Below are 24,589 nucleotides of genomic sequence, written 5' to 3' on the forward strand. Positions count from 1 at the left end.
CCATGAGGGAATCTGATTCCCTCAAGGGGCCCCTCACAGACCATAGAAACGGTCAGGAGGGTATCGATCGGGCGTTTCGGCTGGGTTGGCGTTCCGTGTGGACAGTCGGCAGGCCGAGGTCGCCCGGCTTAAGTCCCTGGCATGGGAACCCGATTCCCTCAGGGGTCCCCTCACGGACCTCTGCGGGAGCCGGAAAGTCCCGCGACCTGTCAGCGCGCGGCCGGTGCTCCGCATCGCCGCGACGGCTTGAGCCCCCATTCGGGTGGCCGGGTGATTAATCGTGTCCCCAGGCGGGTATCACCCGGCCATGATCCTCCGGCTGCTTGGCGACCAGGCGAACGCGCCGCGCCCCGGCCCGCTCGCCTTGCGGCGCCGGGCACTGTCCATTAAGGATGATTAGCGTCGGCGACGCGCCCCACGGCACTACCCGAGTCACGTTCCCTTCAGTCAGGAGGATCTCCATGACCGCGGCGACCATGACCCGCACCCGGCGCGACGACTACCGGCACTGCGCCGTCCTGTTCGAGGAGATCAGCCGCCTCGCCGAGGACACCGGCGAGCACTCCCGGCTGCGCCGCCGCCTCATCGAGGAGCACCTGCCGCTGGCCGAGCACATCGCCCGGCGGTTCGCCCGGCGCGGGCAGCCGTCCGAAGACCTCCTCCAGGTGGCGCGGATCGGCCTGATCAACGCCGTCGACCGGTACGACCCGGCCCGGCAGACCGATTTCGTGGCGTTCGCCGTCCCGACGGTGATGGGCGAGGTCCGCCGGTACTTCCGCGACCACACCTGGTCGGTCCGGGTCCCGCGGCGGCTCAAGGAACTCCATCTGACGATCGGCCAGGCCGCCACCGAACTGGGCCAGCGCCTCGGCCGCGCGCCCACCGCGCGCGAACTCGCCGGCCACCTCGACCTCGATCTCGACGAGGTGACGGAAGCCCTGCACGCGGGGAACGCCTACCAGGCGGCCTCGATCGACTACCCGGCCCACGACGACAGCGGTTCGGTCGCGCTGGCGGACACGCTCGGGGAAAACGATCCCGAAATCGAAAAACTCGAGGACCGGGAAACGCTCAAGCCCCTTTTGCGGGCGCTTCCGGAGCGCGAGCGCGCGATTCTCGTCATGCGGTTTTTCTCGAACATGACGCAGAGTCAGATCGCCGATAAGGTCGGGCTGTCGCAGATGCAGGTTTCGCGGCTGCTGGCCCGGACGCTGAGCACTTTGCGGGAGCAGCTCACCGAGGCGGCGGTCGCTGCCCGCTGACGTATTCGGTCGGCGTGCACCCGGTCAGGCTGCGGAAGTCGCGGTTGAGGTGGGATTGATCGGCGTAACCGCAGCGGATCGCCAGCTCCGCCCACGATCGGGCGGCCGGGAGCCGGGACACCGCGCGGTGCAGGCGGGCGATCCGCCCCGCGGTGCGCGGCGAGAGGCCGATCTGCTCGCGGAAGCGGACGGCCAGATGCTGCCGCGTCCAGCCGATTTCGGCGGCCACTGCGTCGACGCGGGCCGGTGCGGAGGTCAGCCGGTGCCACGCGGCTTCCACCGGCCGGGCCAGCGCCGGGCCGGACAGCACACGCGGAAGCAGGAAGTCGTCGAGCAGGGCGAAGCGCGCGCCCCAGCCGGGCACCGACGCGAGCTGTTCGGTCAGCAGGTCGGCGTCGCGGCCGAGAAGGTCGGACGCGGGGACGCACGCGTTCGCCAGCAGCCGCAGCGGCAGCCCGAACAGCGCGTGCGCGGCGGGCGGGGTCAGCGCGACGGTGATCCCCTGTGCGGGCCCGGCTTGCGACACGAGCAGGGGGCGGTCCCGCAGTCCCAAAACCGGCGACAGCGGCAGCGACCGGACGGGCGCCTCGAAGTCCAGGATCATGGTGATCGCGCCCAGAGGCGTTACCCGCCAAGGCAGCGCGGCGGAATCCGGGAACTCGTGGCCCGCGTAGTCCAGGACGCCCGGGACTCGCGAACCCCCGAAGACGTGCCGTCCGCGTGCGGTCGTGATTTCCCGGTGCGGGACGACGAGCGACCACTCTGCCATGCCGCCACCTTACTTTCGTCCAAGACCGGCCGGGGTGGGACGACCTAGCGTCCCGGGCATGAAGAAAATCGGCAGGTTCAAGAATCCTGAGGCACAGCAACGTTATTTCGCGCTCTACGACCGGGCGCTGCGGGAGTGCCCGCCGCCCGGCGAGGTCTTCGACGTCGCGTGCCGCCACGGCACCGCCCGCGTCTACCGCTTCGGCGAAGGGGAGCGCCCGATCGTGCTCCTGCCGGGCCTCATGAACACGTCAGTTTGTTACGCGTCGCTGATCCCGGGGCTCGACGGCCCGGTCTATGCCGTCGACACGCTCGGCGAGGCCGGACGCAGCGTGCAGACCAGGCCCTTCGCCGACATCCGCGACCGCGCGCTCGGCCTCGACGACGTCCTGGCCGCCCTCGGGCTGAGCGACGTTTGTCTCGTCGGCGGCTCGACCGGTGGTTGGCACGCGGTCAACCAGGCGATCCACGCCCCGGATCGGCTCGCCGCCATCTGCCTGCTCGACCCGACAACAGTCAGCGCCAAGTTCTCGGCGGCCACTCTGCGCCGCGCTCTCACGGCGATAGTGCTGAACCGCGACCGCGGTTGGCGGCGCTTCGTGACCTGGTCAGCGGGCGAGGACGTGTACGACCAGCTCGCCGCGCAGGTGGTCGTCGCCGGGATCCGGGCGTATCGCGCCCGGATCCCGCTCCAGACCTGTCCGCCCGACGACGCCCTCCGCGCGATCCGGACGCCGGTGCTGGCGCTGTTCGGCGGACGCAGCGTCGTCCACGATCCGGTCGCGGCGGCGGCCAAGCTCCGGCGGCTCGTCCCGCACGCCGAGGCGGAAATCCTGGCCGACGCGGGGCATTACCTGTACCTCCGGCCCGCCGACCGGGCGCGGATTCTCGAAGCGATCGCCGCGTTCCGGGCGACGGTCCAGCCGCCCGGAACGCGGTCGCTCACGTGAAGCGCGGAACCTCCTTGGCCGGTGCGGACGCCCGCACGTCGTCGTCGAACAGATCGCTCTGCCGGATCGCCAGCGTGCAGACGACGCTCACCGCCGTGGTCGCCGCGAGGTAGACCAGGATGCCGGTGGTGCCGGTCCGGCCGGCGAGGTAGGCGAGGATCAGCGGGGTGAGCCCCGAGGCCACGACGCCGGAGAGCTGGTAGACGACCGAAATGCCGGTGCAGCGTCGCGAAATCGGGAAAAGCTCGGCGTAGAACGCCGCCTGCGGGCCGTACATCACCGGGTAGCTGATGCCCAGCACCGCGACGAGGGAAAGCGTGATCAGCACGGGATTGCCGCTGTGCAGTGCCGCCAGTGCGGGGATCGCCAGCACCAGCGTCGTCACGGCTCCGGTCGTGAAGGTTTTCCGGCGGCCGAGCCGGTCGGAGACTCTGCCGAACACCGGGATGAACACCACCATCACCGCGGCCGCGATCATCACCCCGATCAGCAGCGGCTGCCGGTCCAGTTTCAGCGTTCCGCTGCCGTAGGAGATCACGAAGACCGCCCAGGCGTTGAAGGCCACGCCCTCGGTGAACCGGCTGCCCATGCCGAGCAGCAGGTGCCGCCGGGAGAGCCGGTCGCGGACCAGTTCGACGGCCGGGACGGTGGCGGTGCCCTCCTCGGCCGCCATGGTGCGGAAGGCCGGGGTTTCCATGACCTTGACCCGGATCAGCAGGCCCGCCACCACGAGCACGGCCGACAGCAGGAAGCCGATCCGCCAGCCCCACAACAGGAACGCCTCGTCGCTGGTGATCGCGTTCAGCAGCGCCAGCACGCCGGTGCCGAGGGTGAGCCCGATGGCCAGCCCGATCTGCGGGAAACTGCCGTAGAGACCGCGTTTCCCGGCGGGGGCGTATTCGGTGGCCATCAGCACGGCCCCGCCCCATTCGCCGCCGACGGCGACGCCCTGGGCCAGCCGGAGGACGACGAGGATGATCGGCGCGGCCGGGCCGATCATCCGGTAGTCGGGCAGGAGCCCGATCAGGCAGGTCGCGGTGCCCATGATGAGCATGGTCGCGACGAGGATCTTCTTGCGCCCGACCCGGTCGCCGAGGTGGCCGAAGACGAAGCCGCCGATCGGGCGGGCGAGGAACCCGAGCGCGAAGGTCGCGAAGGCCAGCACGGTGCCGACCAGGGGATCCGAGCCGGGGAAATAGAGTTTGTTGAAGACGAGCCCCGCGGCGGTGCCGTACAGGAAGAAGTCGTACCACTCGACGGTGGTGCCGAACACGCTGGACGCGACCACCAGGCGGACGTCGGTTTCGCCGGTGCTCTTCGCAGGAGTTGTCGCCATTGATAACTCCCGGTGGTCAGAGCGAACGGCGGAAAATGTCTTCGAGCGCGGTCCGGGTGACCGGACGGGGCACGACAGCCAGCTGGCGGGTCTGCTTGAGCGTGCCGTCGACGAGAGTGTCGATGTCCTCGTCGCCGTACCCGAACGCGTGCAGTCCCTTCGGCATCTGGATGTCGGCCATCAGCTCGGCGAGCACGTGGGGGAGCGCGTCGGCGCCGTCCGTGGCGGTGAAAGTCTGCCCGCCGGACAGCAGGTGCGCGGCGTGCAGATGCCGTTCGGGCGACGCGGGATAGGTCCAGCGGAACACCTCGGCGGCGGTCGCGGAAACCGCCTGGCCGTGCGGGACCATCGGCATCTCCGGGTAGCCCTCGGCGCGGTACTGCTTCACCGCCCCGGCGATCGGGTAGGCGTTGGCGTGCGGCAGGTGGGTGCCCGCGTTGCCGAAACCGGTTCCGGCGTAGGTGGAAGCGAGCGCCATCTGAGTACGCGCGGCCAGGTCGCGTCCATTGAGGACAGCGGCGCGCAAATGCTTGCCCACCAACGTCAAGGCCATCTCGCACCAGACGTCGCTGATCGGGTTGGAGCCGCAGAAAGCCGGTCGCTTCATCGGCTCTTCCGGCGCGGGCTTCGCGTCGAACGCGACGCTGGTGTAGCTCTCCAGCGCGTGCGACAGCACGTCCATGCCGCTGGCGGCGGTCACCGCGGAGGGCAGGCTGATCGTTGTGCGCGGGTCGACGACCGCCAGCGACGGGCGCAGCGACGGATGGCTGACCCCGGCCTTGAGGTGCAGGCCGAGCAGGTCGACGACGCAGATCGTGGTCGATTCGGAACCGGTGCCTGCCGTGGTGGGCACGGCGATCAGCGGTTTGAGCGGCAGCCACGGGGCTTTGCCGGATCCAATGGGTGGCGTCACGAAGTCGAGGAGCTCGCCGGGATGCGTGGTCAGCAGGTTGACGGCCTTGGCGGTGTCGATCGCCGAGCCGCCGCCGATCGCGACGAAGCAGTCCCATTCCTCCTGGCGGGCGTAGGCGACCGCCTCGTCGATGCTCTCGTCGGTCGGTTCCACGCCGACGCCGTCGAAGATCTCGCTCTTCACCCCGGCCGCGCGGATCGCATCGAGCGCCCGGTCCGGGATGCCGGTGGCGCGGACGCCGGGGTCGGTGAGGATCAGGCACGACTTGGCTTGCCGGGCGGCCACCTCCGCGCCCAGCTCGTCGAGCGCGCCGGCGCCGAACTTCAGCGGGGGCGCCGCCCAGGTGAACACGCTTTCGTTGCGGGGCATGTCGGTCAAGGAGACCACTCCTCACGTCGAAGTTGACAACATGTGGAAGCTATATCCACTATGTGGCGAGCCTTCACGGTAGCCCGGGGACCGCGGCGCTGTGAACCCCCGATTTCCCAGGAGACGCCCATGCCGGCCCGAGCCCGTTCGCATTCGGCACTGCAGGAAGCACTCGCGCTGGCGGTGTCCGGCGAAGTCGCCGGCGATCCGGCCACACTCGCCACCCACTCCACCGACGCGTCGAACTACCGGCACGTCCCGCTGCTCGTGGTGCGGCCGCGCAGCGCCGAAGACGTGCTGGCCGCGCTGAAGGTGTGCGCGGAGCACGGCGCGCCGGTCCTGCCGCGCGGCGCGGCGACCAGCATCGGCGGGCAGGCCGCGAACCGCGCGGTGATCCTGGACTTCACCCGGCACCTCAACCGCGTGCTGGACCTCGATCCCGTTGCCCGCACCGCGCGCGTCGAACCCGGATTGGTGCTCGACCGGCTGCGCGAACGGGCCGCCGGGCACGGGCTCACCTTCGGCCCGGATCCGTCGACGCACAGCCGCTGCACGATCGGCGGCATGATCGGCAACAACGCCTGCGGCTCGCATTCGGTGGCGTGGGGCAAGACGGTCGACAACGTCCGCGCGCTGGAAATCGCCCTGCTCGACGGGACCCGGCTGGAGGTCGGCCCGACGTCCCCGGCCGAGCTGGAAGAGTTCTGCGCGCGCGAGGACTCGGTCGGCGTGCTGTACCGCCGCCTGCGGGACTTGCGCGACGAGTACCTGGCCGACATCCGCCTCGGCTACCCGAAACTGCCGCGCCGAGTGTCCGGGTACAACCTCGAATACCTGTTGCCGGAGAACGGTTTCGACGTCGCCAAGGCTCTGGTCGGCTCCGAGGGCACCTGCGCGACGATGCTGAGCGCGGTGGTCGATCTGGCTCCGATTCCGGCGACCCGAGCCCTCGCCGTGCTGGGCTTCGAGAACAGCATCGCCGCCGCCGACGCGGTCCCGGCGCTGCTCGATCTTCCGGTGCTGACCATGGAAGGCATCGAAGCCGGTCTCGTCGCCGCTCTCGACGCCCGGAAACCCGGCGACCGCAGCACCTTGCCGGACGGAACGGCGTGGCTGTACCTGGAAACCGGCGGCGACGACGCGGCGGAAGCTCTTGCTGTCGCGCACCAGGTCGCCGCTCGCGCCCCGCAGGTCGGCGCTTCTTCGCTCGTGGTGCAAGATCCCGTGGCGCAACGGAAACTCTGGCGCATCCGGGAGGAAGGCGCAGGTCTCGCGACGCGGCTGGCCGACGGGTCCGAGGCGTGGTCCGGGTGGGAGGACTCCGCGGTCCCGCCGGACCGGCTCGGCGCGTACCTGCGCGAATTCGACCTGCTGCTGGACAAGCACGGCCGCAAGGGCGTCGTCTACGGCCACTTCGGCGACGGCTGTCTCCACGTGCGGATCGATTTCCCCATGGCCGCACCGGAAGCGAAGGAAGCCTATCGGTCGTTCATGGTCGAGGCGGCGGAACTCGTTGTGTCCCATGGCGGTTCGCTGTCCGGCGAGCACGGCGACGGACAGGCGCGAGCCGAATTGCTGCCGCTGATGTTCTCACCGCGCTTGATGCAAGCGTTCGCCGACTTCAAGGCCGCCTTCGATCCTTCGAACGGCATGAACCCCGGCCGGGTGGTCGATCCCGCGCCGCTGGACGCCGATCTCCGGACCGTCATCGCGCCGCCGGTCCTGCCGACCCGCGCCCGGCTCGCCCTGCACGCCGACGGCGGCGACCTGGCCGCGGCGTCCCGTCGATGCGTCGGCGTGGGCAAATGCGTGTCCGCGTCCGGCGGGATGATGTGCCCGAGCTATCGCGCCACCGGCAAGGAGGAGCACTCGACCCGGGGCCGGGCGCGGCTGCTGTTCGAAATGCTCGCCGGGGACGTCATCGAGGACGGCTGGCGTTCCCCCGAGGTCCGCGACGCGCTCGACCTGTGCCTCGGCTGCAAGGCGTGCAAATCCGATTGCCCGGTCGGCGTCGACATGGCTTCCTACCGGACCGAATTCCTCAGCCGCCACTACGAACGCCGGATCCGCCCGATGTCGCACTACACGATGGGCGCGCTGCCGCGCTGGCTCCGGCTGGGCGCGCCGTTCGCCCGCGCGATCAACGCCGTCGCGTCAGGCCCGCTTCGCCCGGCCCTGAACCGGCTCGGCGGGATCGCCGCCGAACGCGAATTGCCGAAGCTCGCTTCGCCCACGTTCGCTTCGTGGTTCCGTCGCCGGGAACGGGTGACCTCGGCGTCGAAGGTCGTGCTCTGGCCGGACACCTTCACGAATTTCTTCGACCCCCAGGTCGGCCGGGACGCGGTCGCGGTGCTGGAGGCGCTCGGCCACGAGGTGGTCCTCCCGGAGCGGACTGTCTGTTGTGGACTGACCTGGCACAGCACCGGCCAGCTGCCCGCGGCGCGGCGGGTCCTGCGCCGCTCGCTGGCGGCGCTCGACCCGTGGCTGCAACAGGGAATTCCGGTGATCGGCCTGGAACCCAGCTGCACCGCGACCCTGCGGGAGGACGGAGCCGAGCTGCTGCCCGAGGACCCGCGGACTGCGTTGCTGAAGCGCAGTGTGCGCACTTTCGCCGAGCACGTCGGCGAGCGCGAACTTCCCGCACTGGCGAAATCCGAGGCCCCGGTGCTCACTCAGGTCCACTGTCACCAGCACGCGGACCTCGGCTACGACGCCGACTCGCAGCTGTTGAGCCGGTTGTCCGGGCATTCCGACGTGCTGCGCGAAGGCTGCTGCGGCCTGGCGGGGAATTTCGGGTTCCAGCGGGGCCATTACGACGTTTCTGTCGCGGTCGCCGAGCATCAGTTGCTGCCCGCTCTGCGCGCGGCGCGGGAAGGCACTGTGGTGCACGCCGACGGTTTCAGCTGCCGGACCCAGATCCGGCAGCTTTCCGGCCATCGGCCCGAGCACCTCGCTTCGCTGACCGCCCGCGCGCTGGGGCTCAGTACCGAGTGAGCCGGTCCGGCGGGAGGAAGGGAGCGATCTCCTTCGCCGCCTCGATCGCGAGGGCGCCCAGCTCGGCGACCCGGTCCTCGGGCAGCCGCACGGTCGGGACCTGGATGACCACCGCCGCTCGGGCCAGCCCGCGTTCGTCCAGGACCCCCGCCCCGACGCACCGGACTCCGGCGACGTTTTCCTCGTTGTCGATGCTGTACCCGCGATCCCGGGTCTCGGCCAGCTCCAGCGCGAGGTCGTCGCGGGTGGCGAGGGTGTGCGGCGTCAGCGCGGGCAGCTGCTCCGGGAGGCTCGCGAGATAGGACTCCGCGTCGAGTGAATTGGCGAGCATCGCCTTGCCAGACGCCGTGGCGTACAACGGAAAACGCGCGCCGGGATGCTGTTCGAACCGCAGCGGCAGCGTCGACTGGGCGCGCAGCAGCACCACGGATTCGCTGCCCTCGCGAATGGTGATGTTGACCGATTCGCCGGTGTCGGCGTTGATCCGCTGGATGACCGGCAGGGCGAGCTGGAGCCCGTGCACCCGCTGGGCGGCCTGGCCGAGCAAGATCGCGCCGGGGCCGAGGTGGTAGCTGTCGGTGCGGGGATTGTGCGCGACGAGCCCGTCGGCGCTCAGCGCGCCCACCACGCGGTGCGTCGTGCCCGGCGTGAGGTCCAGTTTGCGGGCGATCGCGGACAGCGGCAGTTCCCCGTCCTCGTCCATGAGGAGCCGCAGGATGCCGAGCGCTCGGCGGATGGCCTGGGTTCCGGCTGGTGGCTGTGCTCCGGTCTGGTTCACCTGGGTTCCGTCGTTCTCGCGCTGTCGGTTCAGGCCAGGTTAACGCGTGCCGCGGCCGGCGCGGCGCGGCGCACCCGATCCGGGCCGGGCGAGCAATGGTCAGCCGGTGTTGCCCGGCCTCGCGACGACCGGCGCGGCGGGTGCCTCAGCGGCCCGGCGCGGTCCCTCGCGGAGGAGGGTTCCGCCGGGCCTGGAACGGGATGCCCAGCGCGGAGAACACGCCGAGCATCATCGAGTCCTCCGTACCGGCGTCGGCGACGAACATCCGTACGCCTTCGTGTTCGGCGGAGAAGACGAGCTGAGCCAGCAGCAGCGTCGCGACGCCGAGGACCGGGGCGCGGCGGTCGACGACCAGGGAGACCTCCGCCTGGGCCGGATCGCCGGCGATCTCGTACTGTGCGACGCCGACGAGCCGGGCGTGCTGGAAACATCCGACCGAGGTCGGGCCGACGCCTGAGCGGGCCGAGAGCTGCTCGGCGAGTGCGGACAGCCCCGTGTCGCCCAGCCCGAAGAACCGGAGGCCGCGGTCACGGCCGGACAGCCGGGTCCGCAGCGACTGGAGTTCGGCGATGTCGCCCGGCTCCAGCCTGCGCACCCACACGATCTCTCCGTCGGCGAGGAGCGCTTTCACCGGCGGGGTGCTCGCGGTCATGCCGGACCGGGCCGCGGCACGCGGCAGGCGGCGGTGGCCGGCATCCCGGTGCCGCGGGATCCGGCGAACGTGCCCGCCGTCCTCCGGCGGAGCGGCGAGTGCCCGGTTCGTCGCCGGCTTCCGCGGCGAACCGCGCTCCGTCCGTCTCCCGCGCCGGCACCACGGGGTGCGCGATCCGCGACGGCGGCGATCCCGCCCCGCCGCACCGAACTGTCCTTTTTGGACCGCGGGCGCGCCGTCCCGGCCGTGCGCTGCCCCGGTGCGGGAGGCGTACCGGGGAGGGTGAAGGACGTGCGGGTGCTGGCGTTCGGCTCCGGCGTCATGCCGTTGTCCCGTCCCGATCGCGGGGACCGATGTGAAGGAGAGCCGAGGACGGCGCCTGCTCTTCCGCCGGCGCGCGAGATGCTCTCGGCGACCCGATTCTACACCCGCGGCGGCTCGTCGTCGCCGGGAGCGGCGTCGTCCGGCGGGACGGCGGCGAGGCTTCGCACGCCCGAACTGACGACGGCGAGCAGCGGCACCGCGAGCAGAGCGCCCACGATCCCGGCGGCGACCAGCCCGGCGGCGAGCGCGAGGACGACGGCCAGCGGATGCAGCCGGACCGCCCGCCCGAGCAGGAGCGGTTGCAGGACATGGCTTTCGACCTGCATGACGCCGACCACGACGGCGAGCACGACGACGGCCGCCAGCCAGCCGTTGGCTGCCAGCGCGACGAGGACGGCGACCGCGCCGGCGAGCACCGAGCCGATCACCGGGACGAACGCGCCGAGGAAAACGAGCGTGCTCAGCGGAGCCGCCAGCGGAACCCCGACGATCACCAGCCCCAGCCCGATGCCGGCGGCGTCGGCGAACGCGACGGCGGCGGTGCCCCGGATGTAGTGCGCCAGGGTGGTGAATCCGCTGCGCCCCGCTGCGTCGACGCGGTCGCGCAGGTGTGCGGGCGCCGCCCGCAGCACGAACGCCCAGATCGTGTTGCCCTGGGCGAGGAAGAAAATCAGGCAGAACACCGTGAGCAGGAACTCGGCGAGCAGTTCCCCGACGGTGACCGCGGTGGTGAGGGCGCCCGAGGCGATCGCCGATTTGTTCCGGCCGAGCATCGAGGTCAGGTTGCCGAGCATCTCGTCGAGCTGGCCCTGGCTCAGCCGGAGGGGGCCGGTCCGCAGCCAGGTGTGCAGATCGGTCAGGCTCGCGGAGATCTGGTCGATCAGCGCGGGCATCCCCGCGCTGACGGTGACGACCACGAACGTCACCACGCCGCCGGCCAGCGCGATTCCGGCGACCAGCACGATCGCGGCCGCCAGCCCGCGCGGCACCTTCTTGCGCGCCAGCCAGGAAACGGCGGGCGCGAACAGCCCGGCGAGCAGCAGCGCCACCGCGACCGGGACGAGCACCGAGGCCAGCTTGACGGCCACGAATCCCAGTGCCGTCAGCGCCGCCGCCACGACGAGCAGGCGCCAGGACAGCGCGGCCGCGACGCGGAGCCCGGGCGGCACCGGAGGAGAAGACCTGGGGTCCCGCATCGGATCAGCTCTCCCGTCCGGGGGCGCGGACCGGGCCCGGCAGCGCGCCGGAGCGCCGCCGGGGAACCCGCACCGGGCCGGTCCCGGACGGTGCGGCGCGGTCGAGCCGGAAAGAGCGCGGGGCGCGGTGCGGGCCGAACACGGGGCTCCGCGCGGCGGGAGCCCGGGCGAACGAGCTGCCCGGCGCCGCTGCCGGGACCGGCAACGCAGCGGACGGGAAGGCCTGGGCGGCGACAGGCGCACCAGGGGAGTTCTCCGCTGCGCGAAAGGGCTTCGGCCCCGGCGGCAACCGCGGGGCGGTATTCGCGGCGGTCATGAGGATTCTGCTCCTAGCGGATCTAGGACCGGATCCGGTGCCGGTCGTCCGAGAGCAGGGTCTGGGCGCTCGCGTGCTGTCTGGTGACCTTACCGCGCCGCGCTGGCCCCGGCGCGGTCTCGTCGCCGGGAGCCAGGGCCGTCCGTCCGGACGGCGCGCCGGAAAGCAGTTCGCTCGGTGTCCGGGCGGAAGAGCCGCCGGACTTTCCGGCAGCATCTCCCAGGACGCGCAAACTGCCCGCGTCGCACGAGAAGGCCCGAAACCGGTTGCCGTTTCGGGAAAACGACGCGCGCCGCCGAGCGCGTGCTCGCGCCGGACCCTCCGGGGCGAGCCGGCCGCTCCGAGGACGGGGCCCGCGGGTCCGCTCTCGGAGCGGCAAACGTCCGGCACTCGGGCGGCGTTTCCCGCAAGGAACTGGGCACGGTGTGTAGTGTTCCGGGATGACCCGTTCCGAGGGCGCGGGCGGGACTGTGCCGGAGGCGTGGTGCGCGGGCCGAAGGCGGGCGGACGGAGATGAGGATGGCGCGGTGGGCCCCTCCCGGCTCGCCGGCTTCGCGGCCGGCGGTGGCCCGGCGTGGTTGATCTCGTTCGGCTCGGCGCGCGGCTGCGGGCGATCGTCGCTGACGGCGGCGCGGACGGCCCGTCCCGGGTGGGTGCGGCGTGCGTGGAGTTCCTCCCGGTCAGCGGCGCGGCGATCACGATGATGACGGGCGCGGACGCGCAGGAGCCGGTCTATGCCAGCGATCCGATGGCCGGACAGCTGGACGCGCTCCAGTTCAGCCTGGGCGAGGGGCCGTGCGTCGAGGCGTTCACCGCGCGCCGTCCGGTGCTGGTCGCCGATCTGGCGGAGGTGGCCGACGGACGCTGGCCGATGTTCGCCCATGCCGCGCGCGCGACCGAAGTGCGGGCGCTGTTCGTGTTTCCCTTGCAGCTCGGCGCGATCACGGTCGGAGTGCTGGACCTCTACCGCCGCGAACCGGGCTCGCTGGCCGGGGAGGGGCTGGCGGGGGCCTTGCGGGCGGCGGACGCCGCGCTGTGGGCGTTGCTCGGCGCCCGGGCGGGCGAGACACTGGAGCCGCATGCCGACGGGCCGGGATCGGCGGGCCTGCCCGGCTGGCTGTCCGGCGCGCCGTTGCACCGGACGGAGGTTTACCAAGCCACCGGGATGGTAATCGGGCAGACGGGGGTGCCAGCGGCGACCGCGCTGGCGCGGCTGCGAGCCTATGCGTTCGCGCACAACCGGCCCATCGACGAGGTGGCCAGGGACGTGGTCGCGCGGCGATTGCGATTCGACGACGAGGAGCTGCGATGAAAACGGCCGACGACCACGAGGCAGCGCTGGCCGAGGCACTGGTCGACCTGGCCGACACGCTGGTCGACGACTACGACGTGATCGACGTGTTGGACCGGCTGGCCGAATACTGCGTGCGGCTGCTGCCCGCGGACGCGGCCGGGATCGTGCTGTCCGATCAGCGGGGCCGCTTGCAAGTGGTGTCCTGCTCGACCGAGCAGGTCCGGGTCACCGAGCTGTTCCAGCTGGAGGCCGACGAAGGACCCTGCCTGGACGCCTTCCGCACCGGGGAGCCGGTCTCCGCCCCGGATCTGCGGGAGCCGCCCCGGCGCTGGCCGCGGTTCGCTGAGCGCGCCGGGGAGGAGGGGTTCCGTGCCGTGCACGCCGTGCCGATGCGGCTGCGCGGCGAAACCATCGGCGCGCTCAACCTTTTCCGCGCCGAACCCGGCGCGCTGCCGCACTCCGCCGCGCGTGCCGCGCGGGCCTTGGCCGACGTGGCCACCATCGGCATCCTGCACGAGCAGAGCGTCCGCCGCGCCGACCTGCTCGCCGAGCAGCTGCAGGGCGCGCTCAACAGCCGGGTGATCATCGAACAGGCGAAGGGCGTGCTGGCCGGGCGCAGCCAGCTTGACCCCGCCGCGGCCTTCGTCCTGCTGCGCAACCACGCCCGGTCCACGAACCAGCTGCTCAGCGCGCTCGCGCTCGCCGTGATCTCCGACGACGCGATCGCCGACGCGGTGCTTCAGCCGGCGGAGCCGCCGAGCAGCCGGCACCGCGGCCGGGATCGCCGATAGCGAGGCACGCACCCGCCTGCCCGGACGCGCACCGCGGCAGCCGGACCGGCGGTGCGGAGAGACCGCGCTTGGCCCGGTGCCTGCCGCTTCGGCCGATCCCGGTGCCGCCGAACCGAGCTGCCGGCCGGGCCGCCGGGCTTCGCGCGCGAAGCCTCGCCGGGCGCGGGCTGAGCGCTGCGCGGTCCGGTCGCTTCTGGTGAACGCGGCATCGTGCGCCGCTGCGGAGGCTCGGGCGACGCCGTCGGACAGGCTCTGTGCGGGCGGCCTGGTCTGCCACGGCCGTGCTGGGCTTCTCCCGACCGGGACGGCCCTGACCCCCCCAGCGGCCCCTGGCAGCGCGAGGAAAGCCGCGGCGGATTCGCGCGCGGGCTGCCGATCGCCCCGGACCGGTCCCGCCGGATCGGCCGCTGCCGGTGCTCGAGCGCGTAGTGTTGACGGTGTCCGGGAGCATCCCGTGCGCGAGCGGTCGAGCCCGCGCCGTCCCCGGCGCCCCGTAGTTCGCCCGGACTTCGCGTGCGACGTGGTGACGATCGCGGCACGCCGGTCCTGCTTTCCCAGCTCCGGCGAGTGCCGGAGTCTGGAGCGTCATGGCCGTTTTCCTGATCGTGGTGGCCGCGGTGGCGGTGCTGGCCTTGCTGGCCTCCGCCATCCGGATCGTGAAGCAGTACGAACGCGGGGTCCTGTTCCGGCTCGGGCGGGTGATCGGCGTGCGCGAACCGGGGCTGCGGCTGATCGTCCCGGCGGTGGACGTGCTCCGCCGGGTGACGTTCCGGATCATCACGATGCCGATCCAGTCCCAGGGCATCATCACCCGCGACAACGTGAGCGTCGACGTGTCCGCGGTCGCGTACTTCCGGGTGCGGGACGCGGTGAAGTCGGTCGTCGCGATCGAGAACGTCTACGCCGCGATCGACCAGATCGCGCAGACCACCCTGCGCAAGGTCGTCGGGCAGCACACGCTCGACGAAACCCTGTCCGAGACCGACAGCATCAACCTCGACATCCGGCAGATCCTCGACGTCGCGACCCTCGAATGGGGCGTGGAAGTCACCCTGGTGGAGCTGAAGGACATCCAGCTGCCGGACGCGATGAAACGGGCGATGGCGCGCCAGGCCGAGGCGGAACGCGAGAAGCGCGCCAAGATCATCAGCGCCGAGGGCGAGGCGATGGCCGCGGCCGCGCTGGGCGACGCCTCCGACACGATGATGGCGCACCCGCTCGCGTTGCAGCTGCGCAACCTGCAGAGCCTCGTCGAGATCGGCGTGGACAAGAACACCACCGTGGTGTTCCCCGCGCCGCTGATGAGCACGATCGGAGAGCTGGGCTCCTTCGTGGCCCGCGAGAACGCGGCCGCGAAACTCGCGCCCGCCGGGGCGGTGCCGAACGGATCGGCGGCGTCCGGCTGATGAGGACCCCGACCGCGACTCGCGTCGAACTGCCCGGCGCGGCTCAGGCCGGCGACTGCCCGGTCTGTCCTCATGAGAGAGACGGGCACGACTCGATCGCGAGCCGCTTCTGCGCGGCGACCTCGGCCGGTGCTCTCGACCGGGGCTGCGCCTGCGCCGCGGGAAGCCGCGAAACCAGGAAAGCGGACCAGCCCGCGTCCGCCGAAACCGTCTTCGTGTCCCGCTACGATCAGCGGGTCGCCCTGGTGCGGGGCTTGCTCGACCGAGACGCCGGCCTCGGCGGCCCCGCCTGCCACGCGCTCGCTGTGCGGCTGCTGCGGCTCCTTGACGAAGCACCCGAAAACCTGCGGCGCTAGGCCGCTGGACCGGCTTCGGTCCCGCTGGAAGCATCCGGGCCTGCCTGCCGAGGCAGGCCCGGGCCGGGTTCGGATCGGGTCGCGGCAGTCCGCCCCGCCCAGGTTTGCTTGCCGGGCAACGCAATGCGCCGCAACCGGCTTCGGTCTTTCGCTCCGGCACGGCGAATGCCCGGCTCCTGGCCGGAAGCGCCCGTCCGGCCAGGAGTTCTCCCACCTGTCCGGGATCGCGGTCCGCACGAGACATGCTGACGACGAACACGGCACGCGGCTGCTTTCCCGCCGGGACCTCGCGCCTCGCCCAGATCGCGGCCGGGCGACCTGTGCGGCGAAGGCCCGGCGCGGCCGCCGGGCGGGAGCCCCGTGCCCGGGACACGCCCCGCGACCGGCACCCGGGCACGGGCTCGAAACGAATTCCGTTCGGTGTCTCAGCAGCCGGGCGCGGGGATCGGCCGCAACGGCAGGACCTGTCCGCCCGGCAGGGTGAGCACGGCGGCTTTCCGCGCGGAATTCCACGCGAGAGCGGCGCGGAAAGCCGCGTCGTCGAGGCGGGCGTGGACGCGGATCTCGTCGAGGCCGGCGTCGCGCATCGTGCCCAGCAGGCTCGCCCGGCACAACCTGCCGAACCACTGTTCTTCGGCGGACCATGCCGCGCGGGCCTCTTCGACCAGCGCGCGCATGTGTTCCGGACAGCACGCGTTGACGTATCGGCGGCCGTCGAAGGCGAAATCGTACGAGTCGATGGCAGAGGAGTCCGCGACGAGCGCGCCTTGGGCGTTCGCGGCCGTGCCGGTTTCTCCGCAGAGACCGCATCTGGCGCGCCCGGGAAGACCTCCCGCCCGCAGGGCGGGGCTGGGGATGGGGGCTGGCATGTGTCGTCCTCGATATCGGTGGAAAGCGCGGTGGCGGCCGGGGTCCGGGGCGACGTCGGAATACTGTGACAGTAGCTCGCGAACGGGGCTTTGTCCACGCGGAGCCCGATCCGGAAACGGGTCCCGGGCACTCCGGAGCCGGGCCAGGCGGGGGAGGGAATTCCGTTGCGGTGCGCCGATTCCGGGTTCCTTGCGATCGCCGCGAAGCCCGCGAAGGCGACCCTGCGGGGACTGAATGTCAGCGACAGCAGGAAAAGGACAAATTCCGGTACTGGCTGGAACGGGCCCGCTGCACGGCGGGCGGTGCGAAGACACTTGCGGTGTCCGGCTGCGCACCCGGGTTATCTGTCCAGTGTGGACTGACGGAGCGCGCCGGGACCTCCGGTTCGCCCGCCGCGCCGAGTCCTGTCCGTCGCAACCGGGTACAGATCCGTTCCAGGAGCCACCGGGTTCCGTTTCGCGGAGTACGCTGGAGAGATCGCCCCAGATCCCGGTATGCGCAGCCGCTCGCATTTTCGAACCGACGGAGGCGGGGTCCGCGACATCCGTGCGAAGGCGGTATTTCCTTCGGATTGCCGGACGAGGTCGTCGCCTGGAGCGCGCATCGAACTTGCTTCGGGACGCCGCCGCACTGCGGTGACCGGACCGTCGCGTCGTGCCTCATCCCACCAGAAAGGAATTTCCGTGCGAGTACTTGTCGTGGAGCAGGACCCCGGGATCGACAACACCCTCACCCGGCGGTTGCGGCGACACGGCCACGAGGTCAGGGGCGTCGACACCGGTGCGCAGGCTCTGCGGCTCTTCCGCGGAGCCGATCTGGTGCTCCTCGATTTCGCGCTCGACGGCCTCGACGGGCTCGAGGTCTGCCGCCGGATCCGCACGGCCGGGGACACGCACGTCATCGCGGTCACGCCGCCCTGCACCGAAACCGAGCGGGTGCTCGGGCTCGAGGCGGGGCTGGACGACTGTGTCACGCGGCCCTACGGGATCCGTGAGCTGCTCGCCCGCATGGACGCGGTCGCGCGCCGCGTGCGCCGGCCTCCGGGGCGCGTCCTTTCCCGCGGCCCCTTGCGCATCGACGCCGGCAGGCGCGAGGTCCGCCTGCACGACCGGCTCGTGGTCCTGACCCGGAAGGAGTTCCAGCTTCTCCACCTTCTGGCCGGCAATTGCGAGATCGTGGTCACGCGCAAGCGGATCATGGCCGAGGTCTGGCAAGGGGCCCGGGCGAACACCAGCCGCACGGTCGACACCCACGTGAACACGTTGCGCCAGAAACTCGGCGACAGCACCTGGATCATCACGGTCCGCGGCGTCGGCTTCCGGCTGGGCTAGCAGGCGGATCGCCGCGGCGGGACGCCTTCGCCGGGTTTCGCCGGACCGCACGCGGTCACCGCGGACCTGACCGCCGCGGCGAGCGTGCGGGTTCTGTCGCGTGCTCGTGCAGAGCTGATGCCTCCGAGGCTTCTCGTGTTCGGCGCGGCAGCTGTGGGCGGCCGTGCTGGCGGCCGGGCACCCTCGTCCTCGGGGATGCCCGGCCTGTCCGCGACAGCGGCGGTGGCCACACTGCCGCGGACGATCCGGCGGGTCCGCGAACACGCCGGAGACCGGCGGACGGCGCGAGACCCGTGTGCTTCGCCGCGCGGGACCGCGCTGGCGGGTGGCCTCCTTCGCGGGGGAGGACGGGAAGAGGCCACCCCTTCCCCGCGCTCAGGCGGAGAAGCCTTCCGTTCGTTCCGCCGGGGTGTCCCGAGGCGGGGGTCAGGCCGGTGCGCGCAGGCGGCCGCCCTCGGCGTCCCAGCGCTCGGCGGCCTCGTCGCCGGAGCCCGCCGCCGTCCTGGCCTCGCGGCCTCCGCGGGCGGCGAGCAGAGTCTCGACGGAGTCGCGGTTGTCCCGGTGCGCAGCGGTGGTCAGGATGTGCCGCGCGTCGGCGGGCTCGGTATCCGGCGGTACGACCAGCAGCGTGACCCGGAGCCGGCCCCACGCTCCGATGACGGTCACGGTGCCGGGGTGCTGCGAGCGGAATCCTTCGAGCCGGACGACCGCGCCGTCCACGGTGACGCCACGCCGGGCCGGAGGCCAGTCGGCGAGACAGTAGGCGACGCGCTCGATCCGGTCCAGCCGCAGAGCGAGCAGGCCGAGCAACGCGGGCAGTTCCGTGGCGAGATCGCGGGTGTAAGGCCACCACGCGCCGTCGACGTGTCCCGTGGCGCGTCCGGCCGGCTTCGACCGCAGGCGTGGGACGCGCCAAGGCGGCTCGGCGGCCTTCATGGCCGAAAGGGTGCTGGCGGCGGTGTCGAGGTTGGGGGTCATGGCGGCGTTCCCGTCCCCGGTCGCTGCCACCGGCCGGACTGGGGCCGAGGACGACGCGGGCTTGACCGCCCACGTGCGAGATGCTCTCGGACACTCTCAACACTACACCCCGGAATCGAAGGGAAGGCCGCGTTTCCCGAAGGAATGGCGGACAGTGCCGCAAGCGTGCTGAAGCACCACAAGGAATTTGCTCCGCGGGCCGGTCCGGAGCTGGCTCAACGCTTGCCGTGCGGCCTGGCCGGGATTTCTGGAAAAACCGGTGAACTCCAGTCGAAGACGGCTGCCTTCAGCCCGTCGGCACCTGTGCTGTCGCGGCGGAATGCGCTGTGGTGAAAAGGAACCGGCAGTCATTGCGGGCCGCGCGGCGGGCTTCTTGCCCTCCGGCCGCCGATCGGGGCGCTGTCCGGCGACGGCGCGAAAATCGTGGGTAATCCTGGAAAATGGCACGGAAACGACGACGTTCGCGGGTAATGCGGCGTAGGCTCGGTGATATCGAGAGCATTTCGCACGCCGGTGTCCATGCTGGCGCCGTCTTCGATGTTCGTCATCCCGGCTGTCGTGGCCGGAGTCCGGAGCACTCCATGATCCCGCGTCCCCGCGTTCCTGCTGTTTTCCCGCCGGCCATTGCCCGGCTGCGGCTCAAGCCTCCGAGGTCGGCGAGCGGTTCCGTCGACGGCGCCTGGTGGCCGCGTTCCGGCGATCTGGCGGCCGAGGTGCCTGGTCTCGCCGCCGCGCTCGCCGACGCGATCGGGCCGCTGTGGCGGGTGGCGTTCCCGCTGTCCGCCTGGGCCGCCACGAGCCGCCGGATGATTTTTCAGGGAAGAATGGTGCGGCTGGAGGGATTCCGGTCGCAGAACCCGCACCTGGTGCACGCGACCGGCGGGAACATGCGCAGGGTCACCCTGCTGGTCGTGCCGCCGCAGACCGCCGCGGCAGCCGCCGGACGGGCGCTGGCGGCAGCCGCGGACCAGAACAACGAGGCGCGGCCGGAGACGATCCTCGACGAGTCCGCCGTCCTGCCCCGCCGGTGGCTGCCCGCGCCCCGGGAAGGGGAGCTGGCCCGCTGGGAATCCGAAGGCGGCGGGGCCGGGAGGCGGCCCGGCGCGGTCGCCGACGGGGCGAGCGGCCCGCGGTAGCGCGCGACCGCTGGGCCTGCCGGGAAACAGCCGCGGTGGTTCCCCGCGGTGCGGGCGGACGAAATCCGGCGCGGACTGCAGCGCGGAACGGAGCTCTCCTGGCCAGCCATCGCCGGGCGTTCGCCGTCCAAGAGCGCGCGGCAGCCCGGCCCCGCGCGCAGCGCTTCGATCGTGTCCCGATGCTGCTCGGCCCCGCGTACGGTCCGCTGTCCGTTCCTCGCCCGCCAGCGGAAACCGGCTGGCAAGAGAACCGGCACTGGTCACCCGCGGGAGGCCCGCCGCAACAGCCGGATAACCGCCTTTTCGATCCGCTCGCGCAATTCCTCGTCCGCGAGCCCGTCGGCGTCGGCCTTGCGGACGGCTCGCCGGATCGTGCTGCGGCGCTCGAACTCTCGCAGTACGCGAGGGTCGACGTACGAGCGCCGGGCGACCGCGGGCGTGTTGCCGAGTTCCACCGCGACCTCCTTTATCGCAGCGCTCGCCGCTCTCGCCCGGCCGCGCTGCGAGGCCGGTACCTCCTGAGCGGCAAGGGAGACCGCGGCGAGTACCGTCGCGTGCCAGGTGCGCAGGTCCTTCACGGCGAACTCCTCGCCGGCGAGTTCCTTGAACCGCTCGTTGACGTCGCTGGCGTGCAGTTCGTGCCAGCCGTCGTCCGTGCGGTAGACGAACAGGCGCGAAGTTCCGGTGCGACAGCGGCGGAGCGATTTGAGCACGGCGGCGAGTTCGCTGTCGTGCATGCTCAGCGACCGGACGAGCCCGCTTTTGGCGGGGTAGCAGAAGGTCAGCTCGTCCCCGCTGATTTTCACGTGCTCCCGAAGCAGCGTGGTGGCGCCGTGGGAGCCGTTGGTTTCGGCGTATTCCTCGCCGCCGCTGCGGAAGACACCCCGGTCGATCATCCGCAGCGCGGCCGCCGACACCCGCCGGCGGTCCAGATGCCGTCGGCGCAAGTCTTTCCGAATGGCGGCACGGACGTCCGGCAGTTCGCTGGCCAGGGCGAGCACCCGGTCGTGCTTCTCCTCGTCCCGCGCGCGACGCCATTCGGAGTGGTACAGGTACTGGCGGCGGCCCGCGTCGTCGGTGCCGACGGCCTGGATGTGCCCGTTCGGATGCGGGCAGATCCACACCCGCCGCCACGCGGGCGGGACGACGAGGTCGCGGATGCGCTCGAGGGTTCCGGGATCGGTCACGGGGGAGCCGTCCGGCGCGAGGTACCGGAAACCGCGGCCGCGCCGCTGCCGCTTGATGCCTGGCGAGGACAGCTCGCTCCGCCGCAACCGCATGCTCGCGGTTGCCCGCGGCGGGGCGGTTCAAACCGGAATTCGGGCACCGGTTGGGTTGTGGGCTGCTGTTCGGGCCTGGTGTTGCCGTGTTGTTGGCTGCGGCGTTCCGCTTCGAACCGGGACCCGGACGCTGCTTGGGGTGTGGCCTGCCGTTTGGGGCCGGTGGTGCGGTCTCGTTGGCTGCGGCGACCCGCTTCGAACCGGGACCCGGACGCCGGTCGGGTTTGGGCCAGCCGTCCAGACCCCAGCCGTCCAGTCCCGTTGCCCGCCGCGCATGGCTCGCCCTTCAGCTGTGCTCACTCGATCGCACCACCCCCGGGGAGGTTTGCCGGATGCCGAACCGGCTACCCGGCTAACTCCGCGCCGGACCCGGCGCGGGCGATCCAGGGAGGGCTCCGGTCATGACTTCTGCCGTTGCGCCGCGCCAGTCCGCCGCCGCCGGGGTGGGCGCGGTGTTCCTGCTCGTCGGCATCCTCGGGTTCATTCCCGGCGTCACCACGCAGTACGAGCAGCTCGCGGCGGCCGGGCACCATTCGGGCGCGTTGCTGCTCGGGCTGTTCAGCGTGTCGATCCTGCACAACATCGTGCACCTGCTGTTCGGCGTCGCGGGGCTCGCGCTGGCCCGCACCCCGGTCGGGGCGAGAACCTTCCTTGTCGTCGGCGGGGCGGTCTACCTGGCACTGTGGGTGTACGGGCTCATGATCGACCACGCCAGCGCGGCCAACTTCATCCCGGTCAACGCCGCTGACAACTGGCTGCACCTGGGCCTGGCCGTAGTGATGATCGCGCTCGGCGTGATCCCGATGAGCGTCCGGCGGAGCCTCTGATGACCACTACCGCCGACCAATCCCTGTGGCTCGCGACTGCCTCGGCGAGCAGCCGGTCGCCCCTGCGCGGCCGGGAACGCGCCGAAGTCGCCGTCATCGGCGGTGGCATCGCCGGGATGACCACCGCGCTGCTGCTCGCCCGCCGAGGGGTGCGAGTGACCGTTCTCGAAGCGGGCCGCGTCGCCGAAGGGGCCAGCGGCAACAACACCGCCAAAGTCACCGCTTTGCAGTCCACTGTGTACTCGACGCTCGTCCGCGAACACGGCGCCGCCACCGCGACGGCCTACGCCGAAGCCGCGCTGGCCGGGGTCGAACTGGTGGCGGAGCTGGCCGAGCCGATCGACTGCGGACTCCGGAGGCTGCCCGCGGCGACCTTCGCGATGGCCGCCGGCGACGTGGACACCGTGCGCGCCGAATACGAAGCCGCGCAGCAGGCCGGTCTGCCGGTCGAGTGGACTACCGCGCTCGACCTTCCGGTACCGGTGCACGGCGCGGTGCGGCTGCCCGGGCAACTCGCCCTCCATCCGGCCGACTACGTGCGCGGGCTCGCTGATGCCGTCGAAGCGGAGGGCGGGCGTGTAGTGGAGGACAGCCGGGTGCTGCAGGTCAGCGGGGCGCCGCCGTATCGCATCCGGACCGAGAACGGTGCGCTCGACGCACAGACCGTGGTCGTCGCCACGCACTACCCGATCCTCGACCGCGGGTTGTTCTTTCCCCGGCTGGAGGTGCAGCGGTCCTACTGCGTGGCTGCGACGCTGAAGTCCGGCAAGCCGCCGCAGGAGCTGGCGATCAGCGCCGGGAGTCCATTGTGGTCGTTCGCCTCCTACGAGGACCGGTTGATCCTCGGCGGACAGGGCCATCCGGCGGGCGATCCGGTCGGCTTCGCGCGATACACGGAGCTGGGGGAGTTCGCGGCCCGGCACTTCGACGTCGACGGGATCACGCACCGGTGGTCCGCGCAGGATCCGAAAGCCTACGACGGCCTCCCGATCGCCGGACCGTACTTCCCGGGAGCCAAGCGGCTGTGGGTCGAGACGGGATTCGGCAAGTGGGGCCTGGCGATGGGCACCGCGGCGGCGGCCGTCGTAGCCGACGGGATCACCGGCTCGGTCCATCCGCACCGGGACCTCTTTTCCCCGCAACGCGTTTCGTTGCGCTCCGCTCCGAAGCTGGTGCAGCAGAACGCGAAGGTGGCGAAGGATTTCGTCGGCGACCGGCTCACTCACGCCGATGCGAAGAGCACCGACGACATCGCCGTGGACCAGGCGAAGGTGCTGCCGGACGGGCGCGGCCGCAAGGGCGTCTACCGCGACCGGGAAGGCGAGCTGCACGGGGTTTCCTTGCGCTGCACGCATCTCGGCTGCTTCGTGCGGTTCAACGCCGCCGAACGGAGCTGGGACTGTCCGTGCCACGGCTCGCGGTTCGACGTAGACGGCACGGTGCTCGAAGGACCCGCCACCGCGCCGCTGCCCCGCCGGGATCCGTGAAAACGAGCCCCCGATTGCCGTGTGTAGGACGGCTTTTCGCGGGCACTCGGGCCGGACTCGGCCGGGACTGCCCGCCCCGGCCCGATCCGGAAGGACGCTGATGTTCCGACACACCAAACTGCTCCAGTTCGAGGCGAAGCCCGAGAAGCCCGACCCGGTGTTCGCGCACAAGCTCCAGGAGCTGATCGGCGGCGCGTACGGCGAGATGACGGTGACCATGCAGTACCTGTTCCAGGGCTGGAATTGCCGGATCGAGGGCAAGTACAAGGACCTGATCATGGACACCGCCACCGAGGAGATCGGGCACGTCGAAATGCTCGCCACGATGGTCGCGCGGCTGCTGGAGGGCGCTCCGGCGACCGCGACGGCGGAAGCTGCGGCGAAGGACCCGGTGATGGCGGCGGTGCTCGGCGGGATGGACCCGCAGCAGGCGATCGTGGCCGGCGGCGGTGCGCTGCCCGCCGATTCGAACGGCACGCCGTGGAACGGCAAGTACATTGTCGCTTCGGGCAATCTCCTCGCCGATTTCCGCGCGAACGTGGCGGCCGAGGCGCAGGGCAGGCTGCAGACCGCGCGGCTGTACCAGATGACCGACGACCCCGGCGTGAAGGCGATGCTGCAGTTCAACCTCGCGCGCGACACGGTCCACCAGAAGCAATGGCTCGCCGCGATCGAAGAACTGAAGGCCGACGGCCTGGAAAGCGACATCGCGCCGACCGCGTTGTTCGACGAGGAGAACCAGGACCACAACAACACCGTGTGGCATCTGTCGGACGGCCCGGACGGTGCCAAGGCGGGCTGGAGCTTTGGCGGGGAGGGCATCGAGTACCTCACCGACCCGAAGCCGCTCGGCGGCCCCGGCACCGCTCCGAAACCGGACCCCGCGCTGTACGGGACCTACTCGCCGACGCAAGACGCCAAAGGCTCGCTCAAAGGCAAAGCCAAGGAAGTGAAGAACAAAGCCAAGTGACAGCG

At 71.5% G+C, this 24,589-nt stretch carries 22 protein-coding genes; 12 read left to right on the top strand and 10 right to left on the bottom strand.

What is annotated here, in order from left to right; genetic code table 11:
- Positions 1-461 precede the first annotated feature (461 nt).
- Entirely contained in the window at positions 462-1,262 is an 801-nt protein-coding gene (locus tag ACWGIC_RS38625; RefSeq protein WP_452080900.1) for a SigB/SigF/SigG family RNA polymerase sigma factor, read from the top strand.
- On the opposite strand, the gene ACWGIC_RS38630 is transcribed toward ACWGIC_RS38625, so the two are convergent.
- Positions 1,234-2,031 (bottom strand): helix-turn-helix domain-containing protein, encoded by a 798-nt coding sequence (locus tag ACWGIC_RS38630; protein WP_452080901.1) that lies wholly within the window; start codon positions 2,029-2,031, stop codon positions 1,234-1,236. The two genes, ACWGIC_RS38625 and ACWGIC_RS38630, sit on opposite strands and share 29 nt — an antisense overlap.
- A 58-nt stretch (positions 2,032-2,089) precedes the next feature.
- On the opposite strand from ACWGIC_RS38630, the gene ACWGIC_RS38635 reads away from it, so the two are divergent.
- Positions 2,090-2,980 (top strand): alpha/beta fold hydrolase, encoded by an 891-nt coding sequence (locus tag ACWGIC_RS38635; RefSeq protein WP_452080902.1) that lies wholly within the window; start codon positions 2,090-2,092, stop codon positions 2,978-2,980.
- On the opposite strand, the gene ACWGIC_RS38640 is transcribed toward ACWGIC_RS38635, so the two are convergent.
- Both ACWGIC_RS38640 and ACWGIC_RS38645 read right to left on the bottom strand, forming a co-directional pair.
- Positions 2,973-4,316, bottom strand: coding sequence for an MFS transporter (locus tag ACWGIC_RS38640; protein ID WP_452080903.1), 1,344 nt, complete (start codon positions 4,314-4,316; stop codon positions 2,973-2,975). The two genes, ACWGIC_RS38635 and ACWGIC_RS38640, sit on opposite strands and share 8 nt — an antisense overlap.
- A 16-nt stretch (positions 4,317-4,332) precedes the next feature.
- On the bottom strand, positions 4,333-5,598 hold the full coding sequence (locus tag ACWGIC_RS38645) for a hydroxyacid-oxoacid transhydrogenase (protein ID WP_452080921.1): 1,266 nt from the start codon (positions 5,596-5,598) through the stop codon (positions 4,333-4,335).
- Between the two features lie 129 nt (positions 5,599-5,727).
- Here ACWGIC_RS38645 and ACWGIC_RS38650 point away from each other — a divergent pair, with 129 nt between their 5' ends.
- Positions 5,728-8,592, top strand: coding sequence for an FAD-binding and (Fe-S)-binding domain-containing protein (locus ACWGIC_RS38650; protein ID WP_452080904.1), 2,865 nt, complete (start codon positions 5,728-5,730; stop codon positions 8,590-8,592).
- On the opposite strand, the gene ACWGIC_RS38655 is transcribed toward ACWGIC_RS38650, so the two are convergent.
- From ACWGIC_RS38655 to ACWGIC_RS38670, 4 genes are all read right to left on the bottom strand, one after another.
- On the bottom strand, positions 8,579-9,370 hold the full coding sequence (locus tag ACWGIC_RS38655; RefSeq protein WP_452080905.1) for an IclR family transcriptional regulator: 792 nt from the start codon (positions 9,368-9,370) through the stop codon (positions 8,579-8,581). The genes ACWGIC_RS38650 and ACWGIC_RS38655 overlap by 14 nt on opposite strands.
- 145 nt (positions 9,371-9,515) lie before the next feature.
- Complete coding sequence (locus tag ACWGIC_RS38660) at positions 9,516-10,022, bottom strand: GNAT family N-acetyltransferase (protein ID WP_452080906.1); 507 nt, start codon at positions 10,020-10,022, stop codon at positions 9,516-9,518.
- 422 nt (positions 10,023-10,444) lie between these two features.
- Positions 10,445-11,542: an AI-2E family transporter gene (locus ACWGIC_RS38665; RefSeq protein ID WP_452080907.1), complete on the bottom strand. Its 1,098-nt coding sequence runs from the start codon at positions 11,540-11,542 to the stop codon at positions 10,445-10,447.
- A 4-nt stretch (positions 11,543-11,546) separates the two neighbouring features.
- Entirely contained in the window at positions 11,547-11,858 is a 312-nt protein-coding gene (locus tag ACWGIC_RS38670; protein WP_452080908.1) for a hypothetical protein, read from the bottom strand.
- A gap of 574 nt (positions 11,859-12,432) precedes the next feature.
- Between ACWGIC_RS38670 and ACWGIC_RS38675 the strand changes: the two genes are divergently transcribed.
- The 4 genes from ACWGIC_RS38675 (at position 12,433) to ACWGIC_RS38690 (ending at position 15,705) form a co-directional block, all read left to right on the top strand.
- Complete coding sequence (locus tag ACWGIC_RS38675) at positions 12,433-13,170, top strand: GAF domain-containing protein (protein WP_452080909.1); 738 nt, start codon at positions 12,433-12,435, stop codon at positions 13,168-13,170.
- Positions 13,167-13,943 (top strand): GAF and ANTAR domain-containing protein, encoded by a 777-nt coding sequence (locus tag ACWGIC_RS38680; RefSeq protein ID WP_452080910.1) that lies wholly within the window; start codon positions 13,167-13,169, stop codon positions 13,941-13,943. The genes ACWGIC_RS38675 and ACWGIC_RS38680 overlap by 4 nt, the downstream gene beginning before the upstream one ends.
- Positions 13,944-14,530: 587 nt before the next feature.
- Complete coding sequence (locus ACWGIC_RS38685) at positions 14,531-15,349, top strand: slipin family protein (protein ID WP_452080911.1); 819 nt, start codon at positions 14,531-14,533, stop codon at positions 15,347-15,349.
- Entirely contained in the window at positions 15,349-15,705 is a 357-nt protein-coding gene (locus ACWGIC_RS38690; protein WP_452080912.1) for an RGCVC family protein, read from the top strand. The genes ACWGIC_RS38685 and ACWGIC_RS38690 overlap by 1 nt, the downstream gene beginning before the upstream one ends.
- Before the next feature lie 425 nt (positions 15,706-16,130).
- Here ACWGIC_RS38690 and ACWGIC_RS38695 read toward each other — a convergent pair whose 3' ends face one another.
- Positions 16,131-16,574 carry a hypothetical protein gene (locus tag ACWGIC_RS38695; RefSeq protein WP_452080913.1) on the bottom strand — a complete coding sequence of 148 codons (444 nt, stop codon included), beginning with the start codon at positions 16,572-16,574 and terminating at the stop codon, positions 16,131-16,133.
- 684 nt (positions 16,575-17,258) lie between these two features.
- On the opposite strand from ACWGIC_RS38695, the gene ACWGIC_RS38700 reads away from it, so the two are divergent.
- Positions 17,259-17,906: a response regulator transcription factor gene (locus ACWGIC_RS38700; RefSeq protein ID WP_452080914.1), complete on the top strand. Its 648-nt coding sequence runs from the start codon at positions 17,259-17,261 to the stop codon at positions 17,904-17,906.
- A 426-nt stretch (positions 17,907-18,332) separates the two neighbouring features.
- On the opposite strand, the gene ACWGIC_RS38705 is transcribed toward ACWGIC_RS38700, so the two are convergent.
- The gene (locus tag ACWGIC_RS38705; protein WP_452080915.1) at positions 18,333-18,884 is read right to left on the bottom strand and encodes a DUF5994 family protein; all 552 of its coding nucleotides are present in this window, start codon (positions 18,882-18,884) and stop codon (positions 18,333-18,335) included.
- A gap of 581 nt (positions 18,885-19,465) precedes the next feature.
- Here ACWGIC_RS38705 and ACWGIC_RS38710 point away from each other — a divergent pair.
- Complete coding sequence (locus ACWGIC_RS38710; protein ID WP_452080916.1) at positions 19,466-20,020, top strand: DUF5994 family protein; 555 nt, start codon at positions 19,466-19,468, stop codon at positions 20,018-20,020.
- A 260-nt stretch (positions 20,021-20,280) separates the two neighbouring features.
- Here the strand turns inward: ACWGIC_RS38710 and ACWGIC_RS38715 are convergent, their stop codons facing one another.
- Complete coding sequence (locus tag ACWGIC_RS38715; RefSeq protein WP_452080917.1) at positions 20,281-21,300, bottom strand: DNA topoisomerase IB; 1,020 nt, start codon at positions 21,298-21,300, stop codon at positions 20,281-20,283.
- Positions 21,301-21,701: 401 nt separating this feature from the next.
- Between ACWGIC_RS38715 and ACWGIC_RS38720 the strand changes: the two genes are divergently transcribed.
- The 3 genes from ACWGIC_RS38720 to ACWGIC_RS38730 all read left to right on the top strand — a co-directional run bounded on the left by ACWGIC_RS38720 (position 21,702) and on the right by ACWGIC_RS38730 (position 24,584).
- Positions 21,702-22,127, top strand: a complete 426-nt coding sequence (locus tag ACWGIC_RS38720) for a DUF4383 domain-containing protein (RefSeq protein WP_452080918.1) — start codon at positions 21,702-21,704, stop codon at positions 22,125-22,127.
- The gene (locus ACWGIC_RS38725) at positions 22,127-23,614 is read left to right on the top strand and encodes an FAD-dependent oxidoreductase (RefSeq protein WP_452080919.1); all 1,488 of its coding nucleotides are present in this window, start codon (positions 22,127-22,129) and stop codon (positions 23,612-23,614) included. The genes ACWGIC_RS38720 and ACWGIC_RS38725 overlap by 1 nt, the downstream gene beginning before the upstream one ends.
- A 100-nt stretch (positions 23,615-23,714) precedes the next feature.
- A complete protein-coding gene (locus tag ACWGIC_RS38730) occupies positions 23,715-24,584 on the top strand; it encodes a manganese catalase family protein (RefSeq protein WP_452080920.1) in 870 nt (289 codons plus the stop codon).
- Positions 24,585-24,589: the final 5 nt, after the last annotated feature.

It is taken from the genome of Amycolatopsis sp. NPDC054798 (genome assembly GCF_053611505.1).